Origin of the sequence: Flavobacterium chungnamense, from assembly GCF_039539165.1 — a bacterium.
Lineage (GTDB): Bacteria > Bacteroidota > Bacteroidia > Flavobacteriales > Flavobacteriaceae > Flavobacterium > Flavobacterium chungnamense.
In genome coordinates, this window is sequence record NZ_BAABCS010000010.1 from 37,512 (window position 1) to 61,022 (window position 23,511).

A 23,511-nucleotide genomic window follows, 5' to 3' on the forward strand; every position below is an offset into this window, starting at 1 on the left:
TAATTTTTTATCATGTCATCTCAAATAAGACTAACACGCGCCTACAATCAAGCCAAACGAATCCAATTTACCAATCAAGATAAATTTATTTTGTTTAGCGATTGTCATCGCGGCGATGGGAGTTTTGCTGATGATTTTGCGAATAATCGTAATATTTATGTCCATGCTTTAAATCAATATTACAAAAATGGTTTTCAGTACATAGAACTTGGTGATGGTGATGAACTTTGGGAGAATTTATTTTTTAAAGATATATTAGAAGCTAATAAAAATGTTTTTTTGTTACTAAGGAAATTCTATTTGCAAAATAAATTACACATGATTTGGGGTAATCACGATATGGTTTACCAAAATCCAAATTTTGTAAAGAAGAATTTTGCAGAATATTTTGATACAACTGCAGGTAAAAAATTGCCTTTAATGCCTGATTTAAAATTTAACGAAGCCATTGTTTTAGAAAATAGCGAAACTGGTCAGGAATTATTTTTAACCCACGGACATCAAGCTGATTTTTTTAATTATGTAGGATGGAAATTCAATCGTTTTTTTGTGAGAATTCTTTGGAAACCTTTGCAAGTTTGGGGAATAAAAGACCCAACTAGTCCTGCAAAAAATTATCTTGAATCCATAAAAGTAGAAAGAAGAATAAAAAAGTGGATAGCTGATAATGGAAATAAAATCACAATTGTAGGACACACTCACCGACCACATTTTCCAAAACCTAATGAAAATTTGTTGAACTTTTTCAATGATGGAAGTTGTGTCCATCCAAGAAATATTACCGGAATTGAAATAGAAAACGGCAAAATTTCTTTAGTGAAATGGCTAATTGATACTAATAATGATGGTGTTTTACAAATTGTAAAAGAATATATTGAAACCCCTGTGGATTTAATTTCGTATAAATCATTATGAAACATTTACTAAAAATAAGTTGTTTACTATTATTTACTTTACTTGTTAGTTGTTCAGTAAATGATACTGTACAAACATCATCAAGTGGAAAAACTATTAAATATTTAGCTCTTGGCGATAGTTACACAATAGGACAAAGTGTATGTGAGACTTGTCGCTTTCCAATTCAATTGCAAACCGAAATTAAAAATAATCTAACCTCAAAAGATGTATTTGTTACCAATATTATAGCTCAAACTGGTTGGACAACTACCAATTTAAAATCAGCAGTTGCTACTCAAAATCCAACAAATGATTATGATTTGGTAACTTTGTTAATTGGCGTTAACAATCAATATCAAAACAGACCTTTCAGTCTATATGAACAAGAATTTCCTGAATTGGTAAACATTGCCATTGATAAGGCGAAAGGAATAAAAGCAAATGTAATTGTAGTTTCAATACCAGACTATGCCTACACACCTTTTGGAAATGGAAACACAACTATTTCTACACAAATTGATACTTACAATACTTTTGCAGAAAATTATTGTATTCAAAACAATATCACTTTTGTGAACATTACTGATATTACTAGACAAGGATTAGTACAACCTAATTTGGTTGCCAGTGATGGTTTGCATCCGTCTGAAATCGCTTACTCTAAATTTGTGGAAAGAATTTTTCCTAAAGCAAAAATTATTTTGGGGTTGTAAAAAAAGCGAAAATTTCTTTTCACTTTTTTTATTATTGTTCTGGTGCAATTTCGAGTTCTAATCCGTCGATGGCTTCTGTAATTGGAATTTGACAGCCTAAACGAGAATTGTCTTTTACGTGATAAGCTTCCCAAAGCATGGCTTCCTCATCAGGATTTCTTTCAAGTGAAATTACATCATTTAAAACATAACATTGACAAGAAGCACACATTGCCATTCCACCGCAAACACCAACGGTTCCTTCTTCGGCTAGTTCATAGGCACGAATCAATTCCATGATGTTCATATTCATGTCAGTTGGAGCTTGAACTTCGTGTCGTTCTCCATTTCTATCGGTTATGTATACTGTTACGTCTTGTGGCATTAGTCAATCGATTTTACAACTGCTTTTTCAGCTTCTTTTCTCGTTCCATCAAATCCATCTACTCCTGAAACTGTTGTATATTTTAATACATATCGTTTTCCTGGATTAATTCTTTGGTAAACACTTTGACACATTAAAGTTGCCTCGTGAAAACCACACAAAATCAATTTCAATTTTCCTGGATAAATATTTACGTCACCAATGGCATAAATTCCGTCGATATTGGTTTGGTAATCTAAAGCGTTGTTTACTTTGATAGCATTTTTCTCAATTTCTAATCCCCAATTGGCAATCGCTCCTAATTTTGGGGTCAATCCGAAAAGCGGAATAAAGTAATCCGTTTCAAAAACTTGTTGCACACCTTCGTTTTCTAAAACAATACTTTCAACATGGTCTTTTCCGTTAATGGCAACAACTTCTGCTGGTGTAATCAAGTTGATTTTTCCAAGTTTTTTCAATTCTTGTACTTTTTCAACTGAATCTAAAGCACCACGGAATTCGTTTCTTCTATGTACCAAAGTAACTTCGGAAGCCACATTGGAAAGGAAAATACTCCAATCTAAAGCAGAATCGCCACCACCAGCGATTACAATTCGTTTATCACGGAATAATTCTGGATCTTTAACAAAATACTCTACCCCTTTTTCTTCGTAGAAAGCAATGTTTTCTAATTGCGGTTTTCTTGGTTCGAAAGTTCCTAAACCTCCAGCAATTGCAACTGCTTTTGCATGATGTTTTGTTCCTTTATTTGTAGTAACAATAAACGTTCCGTCTTCTAATTTATCAATCGTTTCAGCGGTTTCTGCCAAGGTAAATCCTGGTTGAAATTGCTTGATTTGTTCCATTAAATTCGTCACTAAATCACCTGCTAAAACTTCAGGATACCCTGGAATATCAAAAATTGGTTTTTTTGGATATAACTCCGCCAATTGTCCTCCTGGTTGTGGAAGTGCGTCAATAATGTGACATTTTAATTGTAAAAGTCCTGCTTCAAAAACGGTGAAAAGTCCTGTTGGACCCGCGCCTATAATAAGTATATCAGTTTCGATCATTTTTTAAGTTTCAAAGTCGCAAAGTAACAAAGTGAAAAGGTCTTTAAATATGATTTTTATCATACAAGAATTATGCAATGTTTTCAACTGTTTCAATTTGAGGAGCATACTTTTTTATTGTAGTTTCAACTCCTGCTTTTAAAGTCATTTGATTTACACTGCAACCAGTACAAGCACCTTCAAAACGTACTTTTACATGCTTTGAATCATCAATAGAAACCAATGAAATATCACCACCATCAGAATTCAAAAAAGGTCTGATTTCTTCTAATGCTTTTTCGATATTTAAAGTCAATTCTTCGTGTGTCATTTTTTGGACATTTTAGATTGTTAGATAGTTAGACTTTTTAGATTAATAGACACTAATTTAATTAATCTAAAATCTAATAAGTCTAAGTAAGTCTATTTTTTCACAGCAGAACATCCTGCCATTGTTGTTATTTTGATTGCTTCGGTTGGCGCAAGATTTTCGTTTCTGTTTACTGTTTCTTGAACCACATTTCTTGCTATTTCTTCGTATATCTTTTCTAAAGGTGATGCCGTTTGTAATGCTGCTGGACGTCCATAATCGCCTGCTTCTCGGATGCTTTGCACCAATGGAACTTCTCCTAAAAATGGCACTTGTAAATCTTCTGCAAGATTTTTGGCACCTTCTTTTCCGAAGATGTAATATTTGTTATTTGGCAATTCTTCTGGCGTGAAATACGCCATATTTTCTATAATTCCTAAAACTGGAACATTTATAGCATCGCTTTGAAACATTGAAACTCCTTTTCGAGCATCGGCTAAAGCCACATTTTGAGGCGTACTTACTACAACAGCACCTGTAATTGGTAGGGCTTGCATAATTGATAAGTGAATATCGCCTGTACCTGGAGGTAAATCGATTAACATGAAGTCTAATTGTCCCCAATCGGCATCAAAAATCATTTGGTTTAATGCTTTAGAAGCCATTGGTCCACGCCAAATAACGGCTTGACTTGGAGAAGTAAAAAATCCGATGGAAAGTAATTTTATTTCATAACTTTCAATTGGTTTCATTTTAGACTTCCCATCAACTTCAATAGAAATTGGTTTTTCGTTTTCTACATCAAACATTATTGGTATACTTGGCCCATATATATCGGCATCAAGAACTCCAACTTTGAATCCCATTTTAGCTAAAGTAACGGCTAAATTTGCTGTTGTTGTAGATTTTCCAACACCACCTTTTCCTGAAGCTACAGCAATAATATTGCTGATTCCTGGAATTGATTTTCCTTTTATTTCGTTTGGATTTTCTTTAGCTTCAACTTTGATATTTACTTTCACAACTGCATCTGGAGAGAATTGTTCGTGAATTAGTTTTTTAATATCGTCTTCAGCTCTTTTTTTGATATGCATTGCTGGAGTTGAAATCAATAAATCAACTACAACCTCATCGCCAAAAGTGATTACATTTTGAACCGCACCACTTTCAACCATATTTTTTCCTTCGCCAGCAATAGTAATTGTTTCTAAAGCTTTTAGGATTTCTTTTCTATCTAACTTCATTTTTATTTAAACTGAATATGAATTGCAAAGATAGTAAGAAGTTTAAAAGTTTGATAGTAACAAGCTTTAAAGTTTTGTTATAATGAGATAGTTTGATTCTATTGTTTTGTAAATTTTTAAAAATGAGAAAATAGTATTAATTATTTAAAAATATACTTTTTTTAAAACCTTCATAGTAACGAGGATATGAACCATTATGAGAGTCTCTATAAAAATCTAATAAATATACTTGGTTAAATTGAGAACGATTTATAGTTCCACAGATTTCATTAGAATAATAAGTGTTCTTATTATCAAAATATTTCACTCTGATTTTAGTCTTAAAACTTCCTTTATATTTAATAATAGTTGTTGCAGTATAATGCATTGGCTCTAGCAAAAGATTCAATGGTTGAAAACACATTCCGTCTCCATAAAAAAACTCAATCGGCTTCCACTTCCCATCAATATCTTTAGCCTCTTGAATAATTTCAATTTTCAAATCGCTTGTTCCAAGAGGTATTTTCTTTGTGGAATTGTTAAAAAACAATACCGGATAAGCAGCGACAGATTTGTTTTCTAAAGTACTAATTCTGCTAAAAGGAAGTTTATTCTTGTAAAATGGTTTATTGATACTATCGCTTAAAATACTATCATTTACTGAATACAGTAAATTTTTAAAAGCTATACCTTTTGATGTAAAAGAATAGGAAGTGTCAATTATAATTTTTAAATCGTATCTGTTTTTAATTACTTTTTCAGCTAAACCATTGTAAGTTTTATAATTATTACATTGAAATACTCCATCAATATTTTTCAGAATAGCTTTATCATTTAGAAAGTTTAAGGCGATTAATGGAGAACGATTTTGTAACATCTCCCTACTATTAACCTCAACAACATTTTCCTTTTCAGGAACAAGCAATCGTGGCAAATTATTTTCGTTTTTTTTTGAACAAGAGAAAAATAAAATGATAAAAAATATTGAAAGGAGTTTTTTCATTATCAAAAGATTACTCTTTAGTAACGTCAGGACTCCAAAAATATTTTTCGAAATCTACAATTTGATTATCAACAACTTCTATTCCTTCATTTTCTAAAAGTTGTTGCATTAAATTGGTTCCGTCAAAATGATGTTTCCCTGAAAGTAATCCTTTTCTATTCACAACACGATGAGCTGGAATATCGTCACGATTATGACTGGCGTTCATTGCCCAACCTACCATTCTTGCTGAACGAGCTGTTCCTAATGCTTTGGCAATGGCGCTATAAGAAGTTACTTTACCTTCTGGAATTTGTTTTGCAATTGCATAAACACGTTCAAAGAAATTTTCTTCCATTACAAATGATACTTTACAACATTGTATAAGGTAAATAATGCTACAATTCCAGTAATGATTCCGATGATTTTGTTCATGTTTTGCATAAAATAATCGGTTTTAGATTTCATTTTATTGAAAAACAAGACATACAAATAGAACACTAAAAACGAACCTAAAACAACACCAAAAACCAAACTATAAATCGATATCGGATTGAAGGTAAAAATATTAAAGGAAGCTAAAGTAACACTAACAAAAACGTAATATGGAATTGGAAAAAAGTTTATCGCAGAAATCAACATTCCCATAAAAAAGCGACTTCTTTTACTTTTTAAATGTAGTGAATCTTGCGATTTTAGCTTGGGTTTCTTAGCAAAGAATAAAAAGTAAACAGATAAAATTGAAAAGATAACCAAACCAATCTCACGTAATAAAACAACAATTTCTTGATGATTATTAATGTATTGAGCAAAAATTACAGAAATATAGGTTTGAAAAAATATTACAATTAAAGCTCCAAGAACAAAAACCATTGCACGCTTTCTTCCATCGGTAAAATCTACTTTGGCTGCTGTCATATTAATTAATCCTGGAGGAAGAATTCCTATTACAGCAGCGATAAATCCCGAAAAAAGTGGAAGGATTACATTCATTGTATATTGTAAAAATGTATTTTGTATGTTGTAAAAACTGGATAAATACATTATACAATTTTACAGTTTACAATATACAATTTAAAAACTATTTAATTTTAAAACGAATATACGTAATTGCTTTGTTAATTTCCAAATATTGTTTTTCGTAAAACGTTTGAATTTCAGTTACTTCACTTGGAGCACCTTCATTTTTGTATACATTATGATTAGCATATAAAACTTCGTGACCTTCACCATGAAGTAATCCTAAAGTATAGCCATGCATAAACTCAGAATCGGTTTTTAGATTGACAACACCATCCGATTTCAAAATTCTTTTGTATAATTTCAAGAATTCTGAATTGGTCATTCTGTGTTTGGTACGCTTATATTTTATTTGTGGATCTGGAAATGTTATCCAAATTTCAGACACTTCACCATCAGCAAAAATATGATTGATAAGTTCTATTTGAGTTCTAACAAAAGCCACATTATGCATTCCGTCATCTACAGCCGTTTTCGCACCGCGCCAAAATCTGGCACCTTTGATATCAATACCTACAAAATTTTTCTCCGGATAACGTTCTGCTAAACCAACCGAATATTCGCCTTTTCCGCAACCTAATTCAATGATTATTGGATTATCATTTTTGAAGAAATCGGAATTCCATTTTCCTCTCAAAGGAAATTCATTTTCTACAACTTCTTCTCTTGTTGGCTGAAAAACATTGTTGAATGTTTCGTTTTCCTTGAATCTTTTTAACTTATTTTTACTTCCCACTATTGCTTTCTATTTTCTGTTGGCAAAATTAAGCAAATAATATCCAACACAAATAAAGTTTTGATAATGTTTATGTAACCTTAACAATACAGCTGTTCGCCTATTTTTGTAGAAACTATTTATTTTGAAGAAAAGAAAAGTTGAAGTGGTTGTTATTTCCGATGTTCATTTGGGAACTTTTGGTTGTCATGCCAAAGAATTATTACAGTATTTATCTGAAATTAAACCAAAAATACTCATTCTAAATGGCGATATTATTGATATTTGGCAATTCAGAAAGTCTTATTTTCCGGCAAGTCATTTGAAAGTGATTAAGAAAATAATTTCGTTAAGTTCAAAAGGCACCAAAGTGTATTATTTGACAGGAAATCATGACGAATTCTTAAGGAAATTTACCGATTTACATTTAGGAAATTTAAGCTTGCTAAATAAACTAGTGCTAAATTTAGATGGAAAAAAAGCTTGGATTTTTCATGGAGATGTATTTGATGCTTCAATAAATCATGCAAAATGGTTAGCAAAATTGGGAGGTTGGGGTTATGATATTCTAATTTTGATAAATCGTTTTCTGAATTGGATTTTGGCTCAAATGAATAAAGAACCTTATTCACTTTCAAAGAAAATTAAAAACAATGTGAAATCAGCTGTGAAATTTATCACTAACTTTGAAAATGTTTGCACTGATTTGGCCATTGAAAACAACTATGATTACGTAATTTGTGGACACATTCACGAGCCAAAAATTGAATATATTACAAATGAAAAAGGAAAGACAATCTATTTGAATTCAGGTGATTGGATTGAAAATTTAACAGCTTTAGAATACAATAATAAAAAGTGGAAATTATACAAGCATGCTCCGAGTGAAATTGTTACAGAAGAAGAACAATTTGAATATGAAAACCAACTTGCAGAACAATTTATCACTTTATTAAAAAACTAAAAATGACTAAAAATATTCTCGTTGCGCCACTAAATTGGGGTTTAGGTCATGCTACTCGATGTATTCCTATTATTCGTGAATTAGAAAAAAATAGTTTTACACCAATCATTGCTTCAGATGGTGTTGCTTTAGCTTTATTGAAAAAAGAATTTCCGCACTTGACTGCTTTAGAATTGCCATCATATCAAATTGAATATGCCAAAAAAGGTGAGAATTTTAAATGGAAATTGATAAAAAATAGTCCAAAAACGATTAGTGCTATATTGTCTGAAAAGAAATTAGTAAAAAAATGGGGTAAAGAATATGATTTAAAAGGAATTATTTCCGACAATCGACTGGGTGTTCATTCTAAGAAAGTTCCATCTGTTTTTATGACACACCAATTAACCGTTCTATCAGGAAAAACAACCTGGATTTCTAGTAAATTACATCAATTTTTTATTAGAAAATTTGATGAATGTTGGGTTCCTGACATTGAAAGAGCTCCAAATCTAACAGGAAAATTAGGACACTTAAAAAACTCAAATTTAAACATAAAATATATTGGCGTTTTAAGCAGATTAGAAAAAAAAGAACTTGAAATAAAATATGATATCATGATTTTACTTTCTGGTCCTGAGCCTCAACGAACTATACTAGAAGAAAAACTAATTGAAGAACTAAAAGACAACAAAGAAAAAGTAGTTTTTATAAAAGGGAAAGTAGAAAAAGAGCAAAAAACGAATCAAATTGGCAACGTTACTTTTTATAATTTTATGCAATCTGAAGAATTGGAAAAAACTTTTAACGAAAGTGAAATGGTGCTATGTCGTTCGGGTTATACTACTGTTATGGATTTGTGTAAATTACAAAAAAAAGCTTTTTTTATACCAACTCCAGGTCAATTTGAGCAAGAATATTTGGCAAAAAAATATAAGAGAGAAGGCTTAGTTCCTTATAACAAACAAGATAGATTTGTTATTGATGATATTCTTTCAGTTCCTTTATACAAAGGTTTGCCTTTGATACCCTCGGAAATCAATTGGAAGCAACTATTTTTGCTTTTCGAGCGTGAAGGAGAATTCTGATCCTTTACCAAATTCACTTTCAATGTAGATTTTTTCATTGTGTCCTTCAATAATGTGTTTCACAATTGAAAGCCCTAGACCTGAGCCACCTTCACTTCTTGCACCACTTTTATCTACTCTGAAAAAGCGTTCAAAAAGTCTTGGAATATGTTGTTGTTCAATTCCTTCGCCGTTGTCTCTTACACGAACAATAATTTTATTTTTAACCAAATCTTCAATGGATACTTCAGTTGTACCATTTTCTTTTCCATATTTTATGGAATTCATTATCAGATTTGTAAGCACTTGTTGAATTTTTTCTTGATCTGCAAAAACGTTTATTGGTTTATTATATTTTCTGTCAAACATTAGAATAATGTTCTTTTTATCGGCTTGCATTTCAAGTAAATCAAATACATTTTGAATCAACTCAATGATATTAAAATCAGAAAATTCTAAATTTAGATCACCCATTTCAAGTTTCGAAATCATGTCTAAATCTTCTACAATATAAATCAGTCGTTCAACACCTTTTTCTGCTCTTTCAAGATATTTTTTTCTCAAATCTTTATCTTTCATAGCGCCATCAAGCAAAGTAGAAAGATATCCTTGCACTGTAAATAAAGGCGTTTTCAATTCATGAGATACATTACCCATAAACTCTCGACGATATTCTTCACGAACTTTTAGATTTTCAATTTCGATTTTTTTGTCGGTAGCAAATTTCTTTACTTCTTTAGTTAAAGTCGCCATATCTGTAGTAATCGATTGACTTCTTAGAGTTGTTGAATCTAGTAAAGAAACATCATCGTAGATTTTTTTTACACGACGATAGATAAAATGTTCTACACGATATTGTAATACAAAAAAGGAAAAAACAGCAATACCAAATGCAAATGCAAAACAAAATTGTAAAGAAAATGTACCAAAGAAAATCAGCAATACAGCAACTAAACTAGTTGAAAAAAGAGTAATATATAAAGTTGATATTACGGCGAATCGGTATGTTTTTTTAAAGTTTAATCCCATAATTTGTAACCTTTCCTCTAAGCATAGTAAATACATTTGCTACTATGTCCTTACAAAGATATTAATTAAGCTTCAAATTTGTATCCGACACCTTTAATGGTTTTGAATAAATCTTCTCCAATTTTTTCACGGAGTTTTCTAATGTGAACATCAATAGTTCTTCCGCCAACAATAACTTCGTTACCCCAAACTTTATCAAGAATTTCTTCACGCTTGAATACTTTTCCTGGTTTTGAAGCCAACAAATAGAACAATTCAAATTCTTTTCTAGGAAGAACAATTTCTCTTCCATCCATAACAATTTTATATTCTTCACGATTAATTTCAATTCCACCAACATTTAGGTTTTCACTTGAAGTTGTTTCGTCTTTAAGTCTTCTTAATAAAGCTTTTACTTTACTTACCAATAATTTTGGTTTTATTGGTTTAGCTATATAATCATCTGCACCTGCATCAAAACCTGCTACTTGAGAATAGTCTTCGCTTCTTGCCGTTAAAAATGTTATAATGATATTACTCAATTCAGGAATTTTTCTAATGTTTTCACAAGCTTCCATTCCATCCATTTCTGGCATCATTACATCCATAATGATAAGTTGCGGACGTTCCTTTTTTGCAACTGCAATTGCTTCTTTACCATTTGAAGCTGTTACAATTTTATAACCTTCTTGAGTCAAGTTATAACCTACAATTTCTAGGATGTCTTGTTCGTCATCAACTAATAAAATCTTAATGTCTTTTTTCTTCATAATGCAAAAGATTATGCTGTTTTGCGATGTAAATATACTATTTTATCAGTAATTAATTCTTATTAAAAATGAGTTAACGGTAATTTAATTTGTTAACATTATGGTAATAATTACAAAACCTAATGATAAATTGCAAGTAACCTCAACTTTACATTGCATGTCGTTCTTTGCATCAAAATTTAACAATTAGGAAATAATGAAATTCAAGTTACTTATTTTAACTATTCTATTTAGTATCAATGCATTAGCTCAAAACAAAGGAATTATTACAGGTGTTCTTACAGATAAAGACATGAACAATGCACCTTTAACTTTTGCAAATGCTGTAATCAAAGGCACTAGTATAGGAGCTACTACTGACGATAAAGGTAGATATTCTTTAAAAGTTGAGCCAGGAAATTATACTTTAATTTTCAGTTTTATTGGATACGAAACAATTGAAGTTCCAGTGACTGTAAAAGAAGGTGAAACATTAACAATTGATAAAGCTCTTGGTGCCGGTGGCTATAAACTAGACGATGTTGTTATTCAAAAAGTAACAAACAGAGAAAAAGAAACCGTGTTACTTCAAGAACAGAAAAAAGCAGTTGAAATTAAACAAAGTATAGGCGCTCAAGAAATGTCTAGAAAAGGCATTAGTGATGTTGAAGAGGGTTTGACAAAAATTACTGGTATTTCTAAAGTAGACGGAAGAGGTCTTTTTGTGAGAGGGTTAGAAGATAGATATAATAGTTTATTGATAAATGATTTAGCTGTTCCTTCAAACAATCCGTTCAAAAAAATTATTCCACTTGATTTATTTCCAACAGATATTGTTAGTGTTATTGAAACATACAAAACTTTCAATACAAATCTTTATGGAGATTTTGCTGGTGGTACTTTTAATATTGTTACAACAAGAGGTGGTAAAGGACAGACAAAGGTAAACTTTGGAACAAGTTTTACAACTAACAATAATTTAAGTAAATTCTTAATTTCTAAAGACGCTACTTCTACAGGAGATTTCTTTGGTTTCTCAGGAAATGAAAGAGACATTCCAAAAGTTTTAGGAAAAGTTCCAAGTAACAAAATGTTAACTGCTACCGAATCATTAAATCAATTTGGATCTGGATATGATGTTGAAGATGAAAAATCTCCGCTTAATACAAATTTTGGAATATTACACACTGAAAAATTTCTAGTTGGAAAAAATCAAAATTCATTACAATACTTTTTATCATTGAATTATGATAATAAGTATCAAGTAAGAGAAGGTGTTGATCGTTTTTTTAATGTTGCCCAAGGAAATTACGATAATAATCTTTTAAATAAACAATACAAATTCATTACCAGCTCATCTTTATTAGGAGCTTTAAACTATAAAACAAAAAAATTGAATCTGACTTCAAATACGTTTTATCTTAAAACGACTGAAAATATGATTCAAGACCAATTAGGATACACGAATTCAGCTACAATAAACTCAAATGGTTTTATAAGATTAAATCAATTGATGCAAACATCTTTACTTAATTCTCAATTACTAGCAACATACAAAGTGTCAAATGATGAAAGAAAAAATTTAAAAGCTGGTGTTTCATTTACAAAAACTATGTTTGAATTACCTGATAGAAAATCATTTAAGGGAGTTAAATTAGACGATAATACAACTTCAATAAGTTACACTGGTAATAGTTTGTACAGACAATACTTTGATGTTGATGGAAAATATCATCTTTCAGGATTGTTGGAATACAGTTGGAAATTTGGAAATGAAGATATAACTAAAGCAAACAAATTAACTGTTGGATATAACGGTTATATGAATAACATGGAATCTACTTTTAGATTTTTAATTTCACAAGATTTAGCATCAAATGCAGTCAACTTAAATACAAATAGCCCAGACGCAACTTTATCTTCAGAAATTAAAAGTGGTAACTTTACATATAGAGAAGGAACTAACTCTACATATAAAGCAAAATTATTAGAATTTATTAATGCTGGTTATGCAGATATTGCTTTCAAATTTGGTGAATCTTATGAACTAAATTTAGGAGCTAGAGTTGAACAAACTAATAGAGAAACAAAATATAGAGAACCTGGATCATTTGACGACCCTTTTAAGAAAAAGAAACAAGAATCTGTTGATTTTCTACCATCTCTTAATATGAAATACAAATTAAATGATAAATCTAATTTAAGATTTGCTTCATCAAAAACAATTACTCGTCCAGTAATTATGGAAGCATATCCATTAGAGTTTGTGAATCTTGATGGAACAATTGAAAATGGAAATCCAGATTTATTCAATAGTGATAATTACAATTTTGATCTAAAATATGAATTATTCCCAACTAATAAAGAATTATTAGCTGTTACAGGATTTTCAAAAATAATTCAAAATCCAATTGAAAGGGTCTTTGTTCAATCAGCTGGTAGTGGTGGACAAGTAATAACATATGATAACTCGAAAAAAGCAATTCTTTTTGGGGCAGAATTAGAATTTTTACTTCAATTAGACAGAATATCTAAAACATTAAAAGATTTTTCTTTCGGATTTAATACATCGTTAATGTACACTAAAGTTACAATTGACCCAAAAAACACAATTGAAACAAATCCTGATAGACAGTTACAAGGAGCTTCTCCATGGTTAATAAATGCCGATTTAAAATATGAATTTGAATTTAACCCTGAGTGGAAAAACACAATGACATTGGTTTATAACGTTTACGGAAAAAGAATTTTTGCAGTAGGTACAAATGGATTAGATCATTATTATGAACAACCATTCAATAAATTAGATTTTGTATGGTCAAATAATATTTCTAAAAAATGGGATGTTAAATTCTCTGTTGATAATATCTTAAATCCTAAATATAGCATCAAATTAGGAGAAGAAAACAAAGTGTTAATTACAGAATCAGATTTAACAGTTAAAAGTTTTAAAAGAGGAGTTGGATTTTCATTAAACCTTGCATACACATTCTAAACAAATTAACATTAATATAACGTTTTGTTCTATTTAAAATTACGATTTAATAACTTTAAAAAAAGGATGTTTTCTTTTTTTGAACTTAAATTTGAACTTTCAAAATAACACAAATAAAAAATAAAATCATGAAAAAATTAGTTTTAGGTTTAGCCATTTTAGCAACAACTTTTACAGGTTGTTCTAGCGATGACGATGGTGATACAACAAGAGTACCAGCAACTGGTGAAATTACAGGTGATATTACGTCAAATATAGTTTATGGTTATGGAAACTATACTTTAAAAGGAATTGTAAAAATTCAAAGTGGTGTAACTGTTACTTTCGAAGCTGGATCAACAATCACTGCTGATAAAGCAAATGGAGATGACGCACTAGTTGTCTTAAATGGTGGTAAATTAATAGCTGCAGGAACTGCTTCTGAGCCAATTGTTTTCACTGAAGCTTCAAAAGTTCCTGGTTCTTGGGCAGGTATCATTATGTATGGCGATGCGCCAATTGTTAACTCTGCAAGTGCTCCAGCTCCTCAAACAGCAGCTTCTGAAGACGGTTTAACTCTTACTTACGGAGGTTCTAATAGCGCTCACAATGGTGGTACTTTAAAATATGTAAGAGTTGAGTATGCTGGTCAAGTTATTACTCAAAATAACAAAGAACATAATGGTTTTTCTTTCTACTCTGTTGGTTCAGGAACTACATTAGAAAATCTTGTATCATATATGGGTAACGATGATGGATTTGAATTTTATGGAGGTACAGTAAGTGCTAAAAATTTGATCTCTTATGGTAATAAAGATGATTCTTTTGATTGGCAAGACGGATGGAGAGGTCAAGCTAATACAAATTGGTATGCTTATCAAACTGGAACTGCTAACTATGGAATAGAGGTTGAAGCAAAGAGTGTTAACAATGCATTTTGGCCAATAATAAATGGTATTACATTAAAAAGAGCTGCTGGAACTGTAACTGAAGCACAAAGTGAAGTACAATTAGATGCATTTCAATTTAAAAAAGAGGGTAATGGAGAATATAACAACATTATTATTGATGGATTCAAAAATCAAACATCTCCTACTGCTAAAAATGGTGGTGCAATTCAGATTTTAGATTTAGCTACATATAACAATCAAGTTGCTGCAGGTAAAATTAAATTGACAAATGTAAAAATTACAAATACTGATAATGACTTTATTTCAGGTGCTGGAACATTTACAATGTCTGCTTCAAGCTTTAATCCAACTGCAAACTGGACAACTAGTACTACTGCAACTGGAGCTAATTTAACTACTGGAGCTTGGTGTACAGTTAACGGAGTAAACTTATTTCAATAAATAAAGCATTTTTATAAAAAAAAGCTCATCGGTTTCGATGAGCTTTTTTTATTTAAGTCTTGAACTAAAATTAATCTTTATCAGCAATTGCGTTGTGATTGAATTTTTTTACATCAACAATACGATTGTCAACAAAACTTACTTCGCTTACGCAAATGCTATTTGAATAATACATCCATTTTCCTGTTTTCACTCCATTTGTATATTCAGCAGTAGCTTTTAGATTTCCATTTTCATCATATGAAGTCCATTTTCCATCTAGCTTTCCGTCTTTAAAATATCCTACTTGTTGTACAGCACCATTTTCATAGTGGTAAGTAGCTTTAACCAATCCATTTTCTGCTTCTAAAACTGGCTCAATTGCTTGACCAAATGATAAACCAGAAATCAAAATTACAAGTGTTAAAAGAAGATTTTTCATGATATTTGGGTTTTTGAATTAATAATTAGATAACAAATATATAACTATTTTTACAATAACCAAACTTTTTCTTAACAATTTGGTAACATTAGAAATTTAAAGTGAAAACTTTTGAAATTTATTTACTATATGTATTTACCTAAGCATTAAACAATCAATATAAAATTTGTTAAAATTGTGGTTTTTGGCATTGTATTTGAAAACTTATTTATATATTTGCTTTAACCAAGTTGAACTAATGACAAAAAACTACTTTTATATTATTCTTTTTTTCCTAATGCTAAGCACTACAAGTGTGATGGCACAAGATGGAAAACCAGCATCAAAAGTGCAAGAGAACACTATTGAAGGCTTGAGTTTTTACCCAAATCCTGCAACTGGTGGAAAGATTTACATATCAACAAAATCTAATGAAGATAAGCAAATCACCATCTTTGACGTTCTTGGAAAAAAAGTACTTCAAACTACGCTTTCTTCTAGAGAACTTAACATTTCTTCGCTTTCACCAGGAATTTATCTTATTAAGATAGAAGAAGGTGACGCAAGCGCTACTAGAAAATTAATTGTCAGATAGTTAAATATCTATATTGTTAACTATTTTTTTACTTAGATTATTTTTATTTAAAAAAATAGTCTTTATCTTTGTATCCTAAAATTATATTTAAAATTATGAAAAAACTTTACATTTTATCTTTTGCATTAATATCGTCTTTAAGTTTTGCACAGATATCTACATCATTTTCTGGAACTGGTGCATTAAACGCAAATGGATGGACAACTCACAGTGGTACTATTCCTGGACAATTAACATTGTCAACTGGATCATTGTCATATACTGGTTTAACTACATCTGCAAATAGAGCAACTCTTGTAGCTGGAAATACTGAAGATGTTAATAAAGCATCTACAGCTCCATTAACAGGAGTAGTTTACTATTCGGCTGTTTTGAATGTCATAAACACAACAGGTTTAAACCTAAATACAGCAAATGGAGATTATTTTTTATCTGCCGCAACTACTTCTGGTACAACTGGAGTAACTGGTTTACCAGCTAGATTGTATGTAAGAAGTGGAGCAACTGCTGATACTTTTAATATAGGTTTATTAAATAATAGTGGAGGTACTGTAACGCCAACTTATGTAGCAACTGATTTTCCAGTTAATGCATCAATCTTTGTGGTTGTTAAATATGATACTGCTGGAAACACTTCAAGTCTATTTGTTAATCCTGTAATAGGTAGCACAGAAGGAACTCCTACTGTAACAAATGCTACTGGAACTAATACAGCTGCACAAATTGCTGCAATGGCAATTCGTCAAGGCGGAAACGCTACTGCTGGAACAGGAAATGTTGAAATCGACGAATTAAGATTAAACACAACTTGGGCTGACGTAACTTCTGCTGCACTTAAAGTTAACCAAAACGCTATCGCTGGTTTATCAATTTTCCCAAATCCAGTGAAAAATGGTGTTTTCTACATCAATACTGATGCAAATGCTGAAAGAACAATTACTGTTTTTGACGTATTAGGAAAACAAGTTTTAAACACTACAACTTCTGAATCTGCAATCAATGTAAGTAACCTTACTTCTGGTGTATACATGGTTCAAATTTCTGAAGAAGGAAATACAGCTACTAAAAAATTAGTTATCGAATAACTAGATTTAAAATTATATTAGAAAGCTCCAATTTATGTTGGAGCTTTTTTATTTTCATTACTTTTGCCATTCTTCTGAACTTGTTTCAGAATTAAACAAAAAGCATCTTAACTTTGATTTCATCTCACGAAATATTCACCATTCAAAACCAAAAGCAGTTTGAAAAAATAGCTTTAAAGGTTTTTCGTTTTCAATACGACAATAACAAAGTGTATCGTGAATTTTGTGAGTTATTAAAAGTTGAAAAAGGAAGTGTAAAATCTTTGCAACAAATTCCGTTTTTACCCATTCAGTTTTTTAAAAGTCACAATGTTTTATCTTCAAATGATGCTATTCAAGAGACCTTCACAAGCAGTGGGACCACCGGAATGATTACAAGCAAACATCTAATAACCGATGTAACCTTATATGAACAAAGTTATCGCAATGCTTTTTCAGAATTTTATGGAAACATAGAAGATTACGCTATTTTGGCTTTGCTTCCGTCCTATTTAGAACGTTCTGGTTCATCTTTAATCTATATGGTTAAAGATTTGATTGGACTTTCAAATAATGAAAATAGCGATTTTTATCTACACAATTACGACGAACTAATTTCAAAATTAATTGAGTTGGATGAATCGGGACAAAATGTACTTTTAATTGGTGTAACTTATGCTCTATTGGATTTAATTGAACAACGAAAATTTCAATTAAAAAACACCATCATCATGGAAACTGGCGGAATGAAAGGCAAACGTAAAGAAATTATCCGTGAAGAATTACATGAAATTTTATGCAAAGGTTTTGGAGTTTCAAGCATTCATTCAGAATATGGCATGACCGAATTGTTATCGCAAGCCTATTCCTTAGGTAACGGAATTTTTGAATGTCCAAACTGGATGACCGTTTTAATTCGTGATACCGAAGATGCTTTGTCTTATGTAGAAAGCGGTAAAACAGGAGGAATAAACGTTATTGATTTAGCCAACATCAATTCGTGTTCTTTCATAGCAACACAAGATCTAGGAAAAAAATATCCCAACAATTCGTTTGAAGTATTGGGACGTTTTGATAATTCTGATATTCGAGGTTGTAATTTAATGGTGTTGTAATTTTTTTTATTTTTATGCGTTATTTAACTAACTGAAAATAAATTTATGCGCCTTCTACAATACTTACTTTTCTTCATAACTTTTACAGTTTCAAGCCAAATTGAAGTAACAATTGACTCAATTATTTCCGTTGATATTAGTTCCAAAAAGAGAGCATTTTCTATCAATTACCACATCACAAACACTACAGATAGAGAACTATCCTTTTTTTTAATTCCAAATACATTGATTGCAAATTCTGCAGGTTCATTGACATTATTTCCGGTTTATAAAATATACCAAAATGGAATTTTTGAAGATGTTGATGGTCCATTTTACGAAAAAATTTATAAAGAACAAGAGGAAATTGAAGAGACAGATGATGTAGAAAAAAGAAAAAAACTGATAGAAGAAATTACAAAAAAATACACTTTAGAATACAATAACATAATTGAAGCTTACAAAAAAAATGGTGGAACTAATACTGATGAAGCATGGATTTATAAAAATCAAAAGCTACTTCAGTCTATTATAATTCTAAAACCAAATGAAACTAAAAATTACATTATAAAGACTAATTGGAATAAAGAACGTTATTATAAAATAGATGACAAAGAATTTTATTTGAATGAAAATGATAAATTCGAAATAGAACTTTCATTAAGTTTAGACAAGCTGAATAGAAAGACTTCACTTTCAATGGAAGAATACTCTAAATTTGAAAAGGACAATAACTTTCTTCATGGAACTTTTACTTCCAACAAAATGGAAATTAATTTTGGAGAATAAAAAAAGGAGCCGTTAAGCTCCTTTCCTAATTATATTACTTTTATCAAATAATAATTTTTCTTTCCTTTTTGAAGGACTAAAAATTTACCTTTTACCAAATCTTTTTCGGTAATGATATAATCTTCAGCGACTTTTTCTTTGTTTAAAGAAACTGCATTTTGTTTCAATTCGCGTCGAGCATCACTATTGGAAGCTAAGAAACCTGTTTTTGCAGCAAGTGCAGCAATCATATCCAATCCGGCAATGATATCTTCTTTAGCAATTTCGGCATTTGGCACACCATCAAAAACTTCTACAAAAGTAGCATCATCCAACTGGGCTAAATCGTCCATAGTTGGACTAAAAAAAGCATTCGAAGCAAAAATCGCTCTTTCCAACTCTTCTTTTCCGTGAACAAAAGTAGTTACTTCTTCTGCTAAACGTTTTTGTAAAACACGTAAATGTGGTGCTTCATGATGTTCTGCGATTAAAGCATCTACTGTGTTTTTATCTAAAAATGTGAAAATCTTAATATACTTTTCAGCATCAACGTCGGTTGTATTCAACCAAAATTGGTAAAATTTATATACTGATGTTTTATCGGCTGTCAACCAAACATTTCCTCCTTCTGATTTACCAAATTTAGAACCATCAGCTTTAGTAATTAATGGACAAGTCATTGCATATGCTTTGGCACCTTCTCCGTTCATTCTTCTCACTAATTCTGTTCCTGTAGTAATATTACCCCATTGGTCAGAACCACCCATTTGCAACAAACAATTGTGCGATTTGTACAAATGATGAAAATCATAACCTTGAATTAATTGGTAAGTGAACTCTGTAAAACTCATTCCTTCACCAGTTTCTCCACTCAAACGTTTCTTTACAGAATCTTTTGCCATCATATAATTTACCGTGATTCGTTTTCCGACGTCACGAGCAAAATTGATAAACGAAAAGTCTTTCATCCAATCGTAGTTATTTACTAAAATTGGAGCATTAGCTGCAGTTGAATTAAAATCTAAAAAACGAGATAAAACACCTTTTATTCCGGCAACATTTTTTTCTAAAGTAGCTTCATCAAGTAAGTTTCTCTCATCAGATTTTCCTGAAGGATCACCAATCATTCCAGTAGCACCACCAACAAGAGCAATTGGTTTGTGTCCAAATTTTTCTAAATGAACCAATAAAATAATTGGCACCAAACTTCCAATATGCAACGAATCACTTGTTGGATCAAATCCAATATAGGTCGTTGTCATTTCTTTTAAAAGTTGCTCTTCTGTGCCTGGCATAATATCGTGCACCAATCCGCGCCATTGTAATTCTTCTACTAAATTCCTCATTTTATTCGATAATTTGCGCAAATATAGTTCTAAGATTTCAGATTTCAGATTTCAGATTTCAGATTTTGAATTATTTTGCTAGAAAAATACTGAATACCACTTCTAAACTCCTAAACCTTTAAACTTTTAAACCTTTAAACTTTTAAACTTATTTCTTAAATCCTATCTTTACAAAATGATATTAGTTACTGGTGCAACAGGATTAGTCGGAGCTCATTTAGTACTTCATTTGTTAGAAAATGGTGAAGAAAATATTCGTGCCCTTTATCGAAATCCAAAAAATATAGAGAAAACAAAATCTCTTTTTGATTTGTATAAAAAAAGTGAACTATTCTCTAAAATAAACTGGACACAAGGTGATATTCTAGATGTTCCTTCGTTAGAAATTGCTTTTGAAAATATTGATTATGTCTATCATTGTGCGGCATGTATTTCTTTCAACCCAAATGATGAAGATCAACTTCGAAAGGTAAATATTGAAGGAACTGCCAATATTGTAAATTTTTGTATTGACAAAAACGTTAAAAAACTATGTCACGTTAGTTCAATTGCTGCTCTTGGCGATTTAGCATTGCACGAAACCATCATTACTGAAGAAACAGAATGGAATCCAGAAGTTTTACATAGCGATTATGCCATCTCAAAATATGGCGCCGAAATGGAAGTTTGGCGTGGTCAGCAAGAAGGATTGAAAGTGGTAATTGTAAATCCGGGCGTTATTTTTGGACCTGGTTTTTGGCAACAAGGTAGCGGTGCTTTTTTTACCTCTATTGAAAAAGGAATTCCATTTTACACTTATGGTTCCTCTGGTTATGTTGCTGTTACAGATGTTGTGGAAATAATGCATAAATTAATGAACTCTGATTGTAATGGAGAACGATTTGCATTGCTGTCTGAGAACATTACTTACAAAAATATTATCTACAGTATCGCTGAAAAAATAAAGGCTAAAAAACCAAAAATTGAGGCAAAACCCTGGATGCTCAATATTGGATGGCGATTGGATTGGGTGCTCTCTTCTATTTTTAGAACCAAAAGAAAAATATCTAAACATGCGGCGCAATCAATTCTAAATAGTGATGCGATTTCAAATGAAAAAATAAAAAACTATTTGAATTATGATTTTGAGGCTATTGACAATTACTTAGATAAAATTGTAGTTCATTATAAAAAATAATTACTTTACAATTCCTTCTTCAAGATTTTGAACTGGAATTGGAGCACCGCTTAACTTCTTATTTTCTTTATCTAAGCGCTCTTTAACTTCTTCATACATTCTTTTATACTCTTTAATATCTGAAGCATAATATTGAGTACTTTTTGCGAAAGTTAAACTATCTACTTTATATTTTTCTTTTAAAAAGACACTTGCTTTAGGATAATTTCGAGTAGCAGAACCTTGATTTCTAGCCGCTTCTAGAATTGCTAAATCATAAATAATCTCTTTCATCTTATCCTTTTCGATAAGATTATCTGGCTTTTCAATTATTTCATTCTTGCAACTTGGTAGTACAAATGAAATTATAAATAAAATAAATACTATTTTTTTCATTTCTTATCTATCAAACAGTAAACGTTTTCCGGCTTTAATTTCTTTGACTTTAGAATTTTCATAAACCAATTGTCCATTTACAAAAGTATGTGTAATTCTTGATTTAAAATTGGTTCCTTCAAATGGTGACCAACCGCATTTGTATAGAATATTATCTTTATTCACACTCCAAGGCATCGCAGGATTAACAATTGCCAAATCGGCATAAAAACCTTCTTTTATAAAACCTCTATTTTCTATTTTGAAAATCTTAGCCGGATTGTGAGCCATTTTCTCAACGATTTTCTCCACAGAAATTTTACCTTGATGATGCGCTTCAAACATAGCCACAACAGCGTGTTGAACTAATGGTCCTCCTGATGGTGCTTTTGTGTAAACTTGTTGTTTTTCTTCTAATGTATGTGGTGCATGATCTGTAGCTATAACATCGATTCTATCATCTAACAATGCTTTCCAAAGTCCTTCTCTATCTGAAGCGGATTTTACTGCTGGATTCCATTTGATAAAATTTCCTTTTGTAGCATAATCTTCGTCTGAAAACCATAAATGATGGATACAAACTTCAGCTGTAATTTGTTTTTCTTCTAACGGAATTTTGTTGGTAAACAGATCCAACTCTTTTGCCGTTGAAATGTGAAATACATGTAAACGTGCACCAGTTTCTTTAGCTAACTTAATTATCTTTTCAGTAGATTTATAGCAAGCGTCAACACTTCTAATTTCAGGATGTAGCGCTACAGGAATATCGTCTCCATATATAGCTTTATAATGTTCTAAATTACTTTTTACAGTATTTTCATCCTCGCTATGAACAGCAATTAATAATTTTGTGCTTGAAAATATACTTTCTAAAGCGGCAGTACTATCAACCAACATATCACCAGTTGAAGATCCAAGAAATAATTTTAACCCAGCAACATTTTTGGGATTTGTCTTAAGAATTTCTTCTAAATTATTATTGGTTCCGCCCATCATAAAAGAATAATTGGCATACGAAGTTTGAGCAGCAATTTGATATTTATCTTCTAATAATTCTTGTGTAACAGCATTCGGAACTGTGTTGGGTTGCTCAATAAAAGAAGTAATTCCGCCAGCAACAGCCGCACGACTCTCTGATTCAATAGTGCCTTTATGAGTTAAGCCTGGTTCACGAAAATGCACTTGATCATCGATTGCTCCTGGGATTAAATAATTCCCTTCGGCATCAATAACTTTACAATTGGAACTTTTGTGGCTTATGCTTTCGGCAATTTCTTTTATAAACTCGCCTTCAATAAGAACATCGCCTTCAAAAATTTTACCTTCATTTACAATCCTTGCATTTTTAATTAAAACGGTATTCAT

The 23,511-nt window shown here is 31.0% G+C and carries 25 protein-coding genes; 11 read left to right on the forward strand and 14 right to left on the reverse strand.

The genetic code is table 11. The annotated features are described in order from the left end of the window. Positions 1-12 precede the first annotated feature (12 nt). Entirely contained in the window at positions 13-915 is a 903-nt protein-coding gene (locus tag ABD771_RS05520) for a metallophosphoesterase (protein WP_345091803.1), read from the forward strand. Next, positions 912-1,610, forward strand: a complete 699-nt coding sequence (locus ABD771_RS05525) for an SGNH/GDSL hydrolase family protein (RefSeq protein ID WP_345091806.1) — start codon at positions 912-914, stop codon at positions 1,608-1,610. The genes ABD771_RS05520 and ABD771_RS05525 overlap by 4 nt, the downstream gene beginning before the upstream one ends. A 31-nt stretch (positions 1,611-1,641) precedes the next feature. Here the strand turns inward: ABD771_RS05525 and ABD771_RS05530 are convergent, their stop codons facing one another. The 8 genes from ABD771_RS05530 to trmB all read right to left on the reverse strand — a co-directional run bounded on the left by ABD771_RS05530 (position 1,642) and on the right by trmB (position 7,276). Further along, positions 1,642-1,974 (reverse strand): 2Fe-2S iron-sulfur cluster-binding family protein, encoded by a 333-nt coding sequence (locus tag ABD771_RS05530; RefSeq protein ID WP_345091809.1) that lies wholly within the window; start codon positions 1,972-1,974, stop codon positions 1,642-1,644. Next, complete coding sequence (locus ABD771_RS05535; RefSeq protein WP_345091812.1) at positions 1,974-3,026, reverse strand: NAD(P)/FAD-dependent oxidoreductase; 1,053 nt, start codon at positions 3,024-3,026, stop codon at positions 1,974-1,976. The genes ABD771_RS05530 and ABD771_RS05535 overlap by 1 nt, the downstream gene beginning before the upstream one ends. A gap of 70 nt (positions 3,027-3,096) precedes the next feature. After that, entirely contained in the window at positions 3,097-3,336 is a 240-nt protein-coding gene (locus ABD771_RS05540; protein ID WP_345091815.1) for a NifU family protein, read from the reverse strand. A 92-nt stretch (positions 3,337-3,428) separates the two neighbouring features. Further along, complete coding sequence (locus ABD771_RS05545; RefSeq protein WP_345091818.1) at positions 3,429-4,559, reverse strand: Mrp/NBP35 family ATP-binding protein; 1,131 nt, start codon at positions 4,557-4,559, stop codon at positions 3,429-3,431. A gap of 136 nt (positions 4,560-4,695) precedes the next feature. Further along, positions 4,696-5,541: a hypothetical protein gene (locus ABD771_RS05550; RefSeq protein ID WP_345091821.1), complete on the reverse strand. Its 846-nt coding sequence runs from the start codon at positions 5,539-5,541 to the stop codon at positions 4,696-4,698. A 10-nt stretch (positions 5,542-5,551) separates the two neighbouring features. After that, positions 5,552-5,878 (reverse strand): MGMT family protein, encoded by a 327-nt coding sequence (locus ABD771_RS05555; RefSeq protein WP_345091824.1) that lies wholly within the window; start codon positions 5,876-5,878, stop codon positions 5,552-5,554. Then, a complete protein-coding gene (locus ABD771_RS05560) occupies positions 5,878-6,513 on the reverse strand; it encodes a LysE family transporter (protein WP_345091828.1) in 636 nt (211 codons plus the stop codon). The genes ABD771_RS05555 and ABD771_RS05560 overlap by 1 nt, the downstream gene beginning before the upstream one ends. Before the next feature lie 88 nt (positions 6,514-6,601). Then, complete coding sequence (gene trmB, locus ABD771_RS05565; RefSeq protein ID WP_345091831.1) at positions 6,602-7,276, reverse strand: tRNA (guanosine(46)-N7)-methyltransferase TrmB; 675 nt, start codon at positions 7,274-7,276, stop codon at positions 6,602-6,604. 124 nt (positions 7,277-7,400) lie between these two features. Between trmB and ABD771_RS05570 the strand changes: the two genes are divergently transcribed. Then, positions 7,401-8,219 (forward strand): UDP-2,3-diacylglucosamine diphosphatase, encoded by an 819-nt coding sequence (locus tag ABD771_RS05570; protein WP_345091834.1) that lies wholly within the window; start codon positions 7,401-7,403, stop codon positions 8,217-8,219. Positions 8,220-8,221: 2 nt separating this feature from the next. Beyond that, entirely contained in the window at positions 8,222-9,286 is a 1,065-nt protein-coding gene (locus ABD771_RS05575; protein ID WP_345091837.1) for a glycosyltransferase, read from the forward strand. Here the strand turns inward: ABD771_RS05575 and ABD771_RS05580 are convergent. After that, positions 9,251-10,294, reverse strand: coding sequence for a sensor histidine kinase (locus ABD771_RS05580; protein WP_345091840.1), 1,044 nt, complete (start codon positions 10,292-10,294; stop codon positions 9,251-9,253). The genes ABD771_RS05575 and ABD771_RS05580 overlap by 36 nt on opposite strands. A gap of 65 nt (positions 10,295-10,359) precedes the next feature. Beyond that, positions 10,360-11,043 (reverse strand): response regulator transcription factor, encoded by a 684-nt coding sequence (locus ABD771_RS05585; protein WP_298304844.1) that lies wholly within the window; start codon positions 11,041-11,043, stop codon positions 10,360-10,362. A gap of 196 nt (positions 11,044-11,239) precedes the next feature. Between ABD771_RS05585 and ABD771_RS05590 the strand changes: the two genes are divergently transcribed. Both ABD771_RS05590 and ABD771_RS05595 read left to right on the forward strand, forming a co-directional pair. Then, positions 11,240-14,017: a TonB-dependent receptor gene (locus tag ABD771_RS05590; RefSeq protein WP_345091844.1), complete on the forward strand. Its 2,778-nt coding sequence runs from the start codon at positions 11,240-11,242 to the stop codon at positions 14,015-14,017. Positions 14,018-14,145: 128 nt separating this feature from the next. Beyond that, complete coding sequence (locus tag ABD771_RS05595) at positions 14,146-15,348, forward strand: hypothetical protein (RefSeq protein WP_345091847.1); 1,203 nt, start codon at positions 14,146-14,148, stop codon at positions 15,346-15,348. Between the two features lie 70 nt (positions 15,349-15,418). Here the strand turns inward: ABD771_RS05595 and ABD771_RS05600 are convergent, their stop codons facing one another. Further along, positions 15,419-15,769, reverse strand: coding sequence for a toxin-antitoxin system YwqK family antitoxin (locus tag ABD771_RS05600; protein WP_345091850.1), 351 nt, complete (start codon positions 15,767-15,769; stop codon positions 15,419-15,421). 238 nt (positions 15,770-16,007) lie between these two features. On the opposite strand from ABD771_RS05600, the gene ABD771_RS05605 reads away from it, so the two are divergent. From ABD771_RS05605 to ABD771_RS05620, 4 genes are all read left to right on the forward strand, one after another. Then, positions 16,008-16,343 (forward strand): T9SS type A sorting domain-containing protein, encoded by a 336-nt coding sequence (locus ABD771_RS05605; protein ID WP_298304857.1) that lies wholly within the window; start codon positions 16,008-16,010, stop codon positions 16,341-16,343. A gap of 95 nt (positions 16,344-16,438) precedes the next feature. Next, complete coding sequence (locus ABD771_RS05610) at positions 16,439-17,428, forward strand: T9SS type A sorting domain-containing protein (RefSeq protein WP_345091853.1); 990 nt, start codon at positions 16,439-16,441, stop codon at positions 17,426-17,428. Between the two features lie 113 nt (positions 17,429-17,541). Further along, positions 17,542-18,522: a LuxE/PaaK family acyltransferase gene (locus ABD771_RS05615; protein WP_345091857.1), complete on the forward strand. Its 981-nt coding sequence runs from the start codon at positions 17,542-17,544 to the stop codon at positions 18,520-18,522. A gap of 45 nt (positions 18,523-18,567) precedes the next feature. Beyond that, positions 18,568-19,290, forward strand: coding sequence for a hypothetical protein (locus ABD771_RS05620; RefSeq protein ID WP_345091860.1), 723 nt, complete (start codon positions 18,568-18,570; stop codon positions 19,288-19,290). Positions 19,291-19,319: 29 nt separating this feature from the next. Here ABD771_RS05620 and tyrS read toward each other — a convergent pair whose 3' ends face one another. Then, the gene (gene tyrS / locus ABD771_RS05625) at positions 19,320-20,615 is read right to left on the reverse strand and encodes a tyrosine--tRNA ligase (protein ID WP_345091863.1); all 1,296 of its coding nucleotides are present in this window, start codon (positions 20,613-20,615) and stop codon (positions 19,320-19,322) included. A gap of 175 nt (positions 20,616-20,790) precedes the next feature. Here tyrS and ABD771_RS05630 point away from each other — a divergent pair, with 175 nt between their 5' ends. Beyond that, positions 20,791-21,792, forward strand: a complete 1,002-nt coding sequence (locus ABD771_RS05630) for an NAD-dependent epimerase/dehydratase family protein (protein ID WP_345091866.1) — start codon at positions 20,791-20,793, stop codon at positions 21,790-21,792. Here ABD771_RS05630 and ABD771_RS05635 read toward each other — a convergent pair whose 3' ends face one another. Together ABD771_RS05635 and ABD771_RS05640 are read right to left on the reverse strand one after the other, a co-directional pair. Next, positions 21,793-22,167 (reverse strand): DUF4296 domain-containing protein, encoded by a 375-nt coding sequence (locus ABD771_RS05635; protein ID WP_345091869.1) that lies wholly within the window; start codon positions 22,165-22,167, stop codon positions 21,793-21,795. Positions 22,168-22,170: 3 nt separating this feature from the next. After that, the gene (locus ABD771_RS05640) at positions 22,171-23,511 is read right to left on the reverse strand and encodes a dihydroorotase (protein WP_345091872.1); all 1,341 of its coding nucleotides are present in this window, start codon (positions 23,509-23,511) and stop codon (positions 22,171-22,173) included.